Annotated in this window: 6 protein-coding genes; 1 reads left to right on the top strand and 5 read right to left on the bottom strand. The window is 47.4% G+C overall.

Features of this window, described 5'->3' with window-relative positions; genetic code table 11:
- Window positions 1-234 precede the first annotated feature (234 nt).
- Window positions 235-666 (top strand): hypothetical protein, encoded by a 432-nt coding sequence (locus tag AAC022_RS02505; protein WP_339727640.1) that lies wholly within the window; start codon window positions 235-237, stop codon window positions 664-666.
- 15 nt (window positions 667-681) lie between these two features.
- Here AAC022_RS02505 and AAC022_RS02500 read toward each other — a convergent pair whose 3' ends face one another.
- The 5 genes from AAC022_RS02500 to AAC022_RS02480 form a co-directional block, all read right to left on the bottom strand.
- Window positions 682-1,734, bottom strand: coding sequence for a glycosyltransferase family 4 protein (locus tag AAC022_RS02500; RefSeq protein WP_339727638.1), 1,053 nt, complete (start codon window positions 1,732-1,734; stop codon window positions 682-684).
- Between the two features lie 136 nt (window positions 1,735-1,870).
- A complete protein-coding gene (locus AAC022_RS02495) occupies window positions 1,871-3,664 on the bottom strand; it encodes a redoxin domain-containing protein (RefSeq protein ID WP_339727636.1) in 1,794 nt (597 codons plus the stop codon).
- Window positions 3,665-4,224: 560 nt separating this feature from the next.
- Window positions 4,225-4,668, bottom strand: coding sequence for a nuclear transport factor 2 family protein (locus AAC022_RS02490; RefSeq protein ID WP_339727634.1), 444 nt, complete (start codon window positions 4,666-4,668; stop codon window positions 4,225-4,227).
- 160 nt (window positions 4,669-4,828) lie between these two features.
- On the bottom strand, window positions 4,829-5,374 hold the full coding sequence (locus AAC022_RS02485; RefSeq protein ID WP_339727632.1) for a dihydrofolate reductase family protein: 546 nt from the start codon (window positions 5,372-5,374) through the stop codon (window positions 4,829-4,831).
- Window positions 5,375-5,390: 16 nt separating this feature from the next.
- Window positions 5,391-6,380: a metallophosphoesterase gene (locus AAC022_RS02480; RefSeq protein WP_339727630.1), complete on the bottom strand. Its 990-nt coding sequence runs from the start codon at window positions 6,378-6,380 to the stop codon at window positions 5,391-5,393.
- Window positions 6,381-6,612: the final 232 nt, after the last annotated feature.

Genomic DNA, 6,612 nt, shown 5'->3' with positions numbered 1-6,612 from the left:
GGTAGCCGTAGGGGAACCTGCGGCTGGATCACCTCCTTTCTAAGGATAATTGATGGCTGTATATCAATAGCAGCCCTATCAACAACCTTTTTAGGACGAAGCTCTTAAAACTTGACCACCAACCTTTTGCTATATGAAAGCCTTACTCAGACAGAAATGTCAGAGTAAGGCTTTTTTACGTACTGATGAATCATGTCTGTCTAATCAGATTCATTTTAAGATGAAAGAAATCTCGTGAAGTATGGCGATCTGTTATGCTCTATTGATGACAAAAATGGAGTCGATGAGTTCCGACAGTTTTTAGCCGAAGGGGGAGATATCCATCGGTCTCATCCAAATTCAGGATTGTCATTGATGCATTATGCCTGTGAGCACCAAAATGAATCTTTAATTCGTGCTCTTTTTATGGCAGACAAAGACTTACTGAATACAAGAACTGCCTGTGATTATCCGCCGATCTTTCAAGCTTTGGATATCGACATTGATGGCGCCATTCAGACAGGGCATCCAATATCATTTGAGACAACCCGGTTAATGCTGGAATTAGGTGCTGATCCAAACTTAAAAGATCAGAAAGCACGGACACTGAAAGAATTCGTTCAAATTTATGGGGACTCAGTCGTTCGCGAATTCGACAAATTGGTGACGCCGCTCCTAAAGGAGTAGATTCCTTAAAATGAACTAACTTCCTGGTTTCGAATCCACACTCTGTTCCAGGTACTGTTTCAGTACCAGGCTATTCGCTGCGACATCAAAGCTTGCTTCCACAGTTTTTCTGCCTTGCAGGCCTAGAGTTTTTCGTAGCTTGTGTGAGATCAGCAGCTGTCGAAGAGACTCATACCATTCTTCCTCATTACAGGCACAAAAACCGTTCTGCCCCTGTTCAATGATGTCTGCATTCACTCCCACAGGGGAAGCGACTGCCGGGATTCCCAGAGCCATGTACTGCAGCAGTTTTAACCCACATTTAAAACGCGACCATTCGTCATCTTTCAGAGGCATAATGCCAATATCAAACGCTGCCAGATCCTGATATTCCGTTTCCTGGTTCCAGACGATATGACGAATTTCAATATTTGTCAGGGGTAGATTCTGTATTGGGGCTGGCGTCGCTGAGATGGTACAGAGTACAAACTCATGTGTTTCGGCTAATCGATTTAGTGCATTAACAATGAGATTCAGGTTGGGGATATTCGTATCCAGTCCGGTCCAGCCTATGATCGGCTTATCTGATGGGGGCAGGCTGTAATCTTTTACCGGATAATTACTAGCGATGACAGAAGTTGGCAGGAGTCGAACTTGCTTATTATGCTTTCGGGATTCCTCAACCAAATTCTGGTTCCCGACGATGAGCAAATCTGCTTTCTCAGCTAGTACACGAAACTTCTCCGGATATCTGAGAAAAATCGCATCGTCAATATCCAGTACTGTTTTACCGGGCCGCCCCATGAACAGGAGTTCCAGGTTATAACTCTTGTGATCGAAGAGTTCCCGTTCGATGAATACGATATCAAATCGTTTCATGCAGGCATAAAAAAAATGCAGATAGCGGGTGATACGTTTGAGTAGATAGCTGAGTCGATAGCCCAGCCAACCGATGTGATGATATTTTTCGGGGTAACTGGCAAGTACCGTGCATTCGATCCCCGCCTTACGCAGGTAAGGCAGATAATTCAAAACGCGAAACCGGGATGAGGGGACTTTTTTCCCGGAGATCAGAAACAGGACTCGCATGAAATCGCTTTTCACTCAGTCAAATTAGAAATTGTACTGCAAGCAACGTTTGATTTTATTGTGATAATACACTTTTCTACAAAAGAAACCAATCGTCAGATCAATGGGCATGGCTATTCTTGGATATGGAGCCTGTCTAATTAATCGCCTGCCCCGTTTTCGGATCAATTGCCAAATTCAGCTGTTCGTTGGCGTAGGTGTAGAAGAAGAACGCGTACATCATTTCGTGGTAGGTCTGCGGACCATTTCTGACGCGGGCGGTCGGATCGGGGTTGTAGGGATTGAACGCCGAGTTATCGTAGTGGGCGATCGCTTCCACGCGGGTTCCCTTGGGGAAGAAATTCCGCTGGTCTTTCCAGAGATAACCGATCTGCCAGTCGAAATTATAGTTCGGAATCACAAGTAGCGTTTCGTCTTTGCCCTCCGGGTAATGGGCCAGGAAAGAAAGGTCTTTGCCACGCAAGTGCATGTGGGCAAATAAGCCGATCCCGTGAGCATCGCGGTCGAGGGTTTTAGAATTACTGACTTCGTGATGCGGAGCGCCAGGCGGTATTTTGAACTTCGTGTTCTTGATAATCAGGAAGCGGTAGCGTTTCTGTACTTTGCCTTGCACGTATTTAAAGCCAACCGAAATTTTGCATTTCTCTGGCTTTCCTGTTGAGGTGTAATGAATCTGCAATCCAAGGGCACTCCCTTTTGGGATCAGAATCCCCAGTCCATCGGGCAACATCGTAGGGCCGGAGCCGGGAACTTTGCCAGTAATGAAATTCGATTCGTCCCATTTCCTTGTGAGACTGACAGCGCCCATATTACAGTGATGCACCACGTTCGGGTTGTCGGGTAAGATTTCAATAGAGGAAACCCAGGTGTCTTCCGGAAAGACGAAGGGCAGCACGGTGTAGCGATAGGGAATATACCCCTCGGCTGGTAGCGAATGCGTTTCGAGCATACTGATTTTCAGGTCGGGTTCGCCGATAATCCATTTTTTGCGAGCCTGTGGTGAAATGGTTGTAGTTTGCTGGGTTGGTTCTTCTCCGGCGGGCATGCCTGCCTGGAACCAGTCGACGACGAGCGCACGTTCTTTGCGGGACATGCTTCTGTGGTTGGCGAACTCGGCATGGGCAGTGGCTCCATACCAGGGAGGCATGCGCTGATCCGCGACGACGTCAGCAATCATCGCCCCATTGTTTTGCACTTCTTTGAGCGACGTTAAGGCAAAAGGAGCTTCTGTCTGGGGACGATGACAGTCTACGCAATGTTTTTTCATAAGAGGCTGAATGTCATCATAGTAGGTCACTAATTTCGCAGCCCGTTTAGGAGTATGTGGCGTAATCGTGCAACCATCGACGTTGGTTTCCGGTATTTTTACCGGCTCGTTTTTCAAAACGGCTTCCAGTGCATCAACGAGATTATTTTGTGTCGGTTGAGGAAGGGAGCCACCGATGCGATATTGATTATCAATCCGGCCGCGATAGCGGAGTTGGAAATGCGCATCCAGAACAGCGACCTCGGGAGTTCGTTCTAACCCCAGCGCATCGATCGAACGGCTTTTGATATCCTGGACATTGGGGAACGGGATTTTCTGCTCAATGCCGAACTCGGCGATTTCACGAATCGAGTCGAAAGGACCCGTATGCAAAGCGATAAACTGAACTCCCTGCGAGCCGTATTTCTGTTCCAGGCGTTTCAGCTTCGGCAGATAGCGTTTCACTAAAGGGCAGGTAGTATTGCAGGCAATCAGCACGAAAGCCTTTTGCTCTTTGAAGTCACTCAGCGAGCGTGTCAGGTAGCGAATGTCTTTAAACTGGAGCGTCCCTACATTCGAGCCTGGTTTTGGCCTGGGGGTCTGTCCTTCTGAGGCGAAAATCAGAGAATAGTAAGTCGAGGTGATCAGCAGCAACATCAACGGCATTCGAACAGGAATTTTCATCTAAAATCCATTTTTCAAGTAGCGGTTTTAGTTTTTTGTGATGGCTTTAGGAACTCTCAATGAGATACCCCGAATCATGGTTTAGCGTTTCAACGAATTCTCTGAATCTGGCAAGTTTTGCTTTTTGAGTACATTAATCCTCAAAATGGCATATGAGAACAGGCTCCTTGATCAAACCTTGATTGTACCGTATCTGTCTGGAGATGCAAAAAGGAAGTTCTCGCTAAGACATTTTCTTAACGTGGGGTTTGGATCTCTGGTGGCATCCAGCCTCGGAATTGCTTCACTCAAAGCGAAGGCGGAAAATCAACCACAGTCAGATTAGCCACTGGGGAACACGCTGGGAATCACGAGGTCCTCATGTTTTGGGCACATTTCTCCTCGGTACATGGTTTTTTGAGCGTGCAAAAAAAGATCAAACATAACTGTTTCGAGAACTGGTTATGTTGCACGAGACGCTGCATAGGTGGATGAAAAGGCAGCAAATCGTGATTCCGGTTCTTGACGAAGGGAACACGTTTTACTGCCTGTTTCAGATCTGGAATTAAATCCTTGAAGGATTAAGGAAGAGGTGTTTCCTGATACGAGACTTCGATCCATTGTCCTTTGCGTTTGATCCAACATTCAACAATCTGCACATGTTTCGCGAGCTGTTTACCTTCGAAGGTGCCTTCGAGATTGGCTTCGTAAGTGATTAAAGCGGAGCGGGGCGTGGTGTGGATAATCTTTTTGTCACCTGTTTTAAAAAGACTCAGTTTGAGTTCGGGAAGGGATTTCAGTTGATCTTCCTGATTGAAAAACTGATAAGAGGGAGAAATCGATATGTGCCGAGGATCGGTCATTTTTCGAATCGTCTCTTTGTCCCGTTTTGAGAATGCCTCGTCCAGTTTTTTGACCGCTTTTAATAACTCTGTATCCGCACCTGCCGGTTCATCTGCGGCGAAAGAAGTGGTATGTGTAAGCAAGCATAAGGTGATAGCGAGGATTGTATATCGAAGCGTCATGTGAATTCCTTTCCTGTGAATCAAAATCGGGGAAGTGAGTTTTAACCGGCCTTGTTTAACAAGCGTCTTCATTGTGAATCACTATAGTTTCTGAATGAATCAAGGGGGAAGATGAAACACGCGGATTTCACGTCCAATTAAAAAATGCGGATACGCCCCCTTAGCGTTCAATCTCGTATTTACTTTGCACAAATCCATTTTCAAATGTGTGGGTATTGATGTGCCGCAGTTTTTGATCGTTGTCTAAAGGGCTAAATAAAGGGATGCCGCTGCCGATGAGGATGGGGATGCGAGTGATGATCAGATCCTGAATCAAATCGGCATTGAGAAAACTCTGAATCGTTTTTCCGCCATCAATGTAAGCGCGCTGGTGTCCGTCTTCAGAAAGCTTCTGAATCAGATCGGCTGGTGAAAGAGATGGCGATTCCACCGTGTCAGGTAATTCGCTCGGGATTTGAACTGGTTGGCTACTGAGAACGATCACTCGCTTCTCGCTGTAGGGCCATTCAATTCCGAAAGACAGGACCGTTTCAAAAGTATTACGACCCATGATCAGGACATCGACCGAGTTCATGAATTCGTGATATCCGTAATCTTCTCCAGTTGGATCACCGGCGCCATCGCTGCCAGGTAGCCAGTCCAGGTCGCCATTTTCGCGGGCGATAAAACCATCCAGGCTGGTGGCAATGTAGACTGATACTTTCACTGTTTGTTCCTCATTTTTATAAATCCGTGTCAGGCTGGATCGGCGGTTGTTCCTCGGCAACAGAATAATCGCGTTCTTCGATGGGGGGATGCCCCAGCGGGCCGAAGGTACCGAATTCTTTGCACTGGTCATGTCCCGGAATGAACGTCACGTCGATTCCGGAGTCTGTGACATCACAGCGTTGAAAACCGAAACGGGTATCTGCTTCGGGCCAGCGTTCCGACAGTTGTCCGGTGTTACCAGCAGCCTGCGTGCGGTAGAGTCGAATTCCGTCGATATGCTGCACGGGACGTCCTGTGTGGACATGACCGCAAAACAGAATTTCGACATTCGAGGCTTTAAGAATCTCCCACATACGTTTCCGATGGGGAGGATCAATCGAGAAATACCAGTTATCATACTGATCACCGTCCGTCAGATCCCAGGCCGGTTCATTGGGGTGTTCCATAAACGGCCAATAGTGCATGACGGCGACATGGTGTTTTGCGGCAGGCAGGTTGGGTAGCTGTTCCATCATTCGCCAGAAGCGTGCTTCGTGAGGCAGTCCTGTCCCTGCAACGGCAGCATAGAATCCAGTGAAGCGAACGTCGCGATGCAGAAACGACCATTGTAAAGGCCCAAAATAATTGCTGAACAGGTCCAGGCGTTTGGCCGTCATATTCAGGTCTGGGTCGTTCCAGCCTAATCCCTTTAGATCCCAGCGAAGTTTGACACCTGTTTGTGAGGCATGTTTGTTGCCGACATCCATATTGCCGGGAATGACAAACGTAGGGAAGGGGAGCGTGTCCAAGTCTTCGCGGGCCTGCTGATATTCGAATTCGTGTGTGTCGCCATCGCGAGTCAGATCACCGCCGTGCAGCAGCAGGTCAGCGTCTATTTCAGATATCTGTTGTTTAATCGCTGCCCAGCGTTTGTTGATGGCTGGTCGGAACCGGTACGAGCGCGCGGTGCCCATATGACTGTCGTTGACATGCAGAAACGTCCATTGATTGCCTGGAGAATTCATATTGAGCCTGCTTCAGAAATGATTTTGCTTCGGAGATCAGGGCGCGTGATAGATCGTAGATCGTGATGAGGTTTGTAAATCTAAAAAGGAGTTCGTCTTCGTATTAACGTTATCCTAAACCCGGGCCGGTAAAAGGAGCAACCAAGGGGAATCAATTTTATGGAAAGAGGGGCTGCTTATTGAGACTCTGTAACTTATTGAATAGGCTGTATTCCACTGTATCAGGATGGAA

The organism is uncultured Gimesia sp. (genome assembly GCF_963976445.1).
Lineage (GTDB): Bacteria > Planctomycetota > Planctomycetia > Planctomycetales > Planctomycetaceae > Gimesia.
Note: the sequence above shows the minus strand (reverse complement) of the source record. Positions and strands in the feature narration are given on the sequence as shown.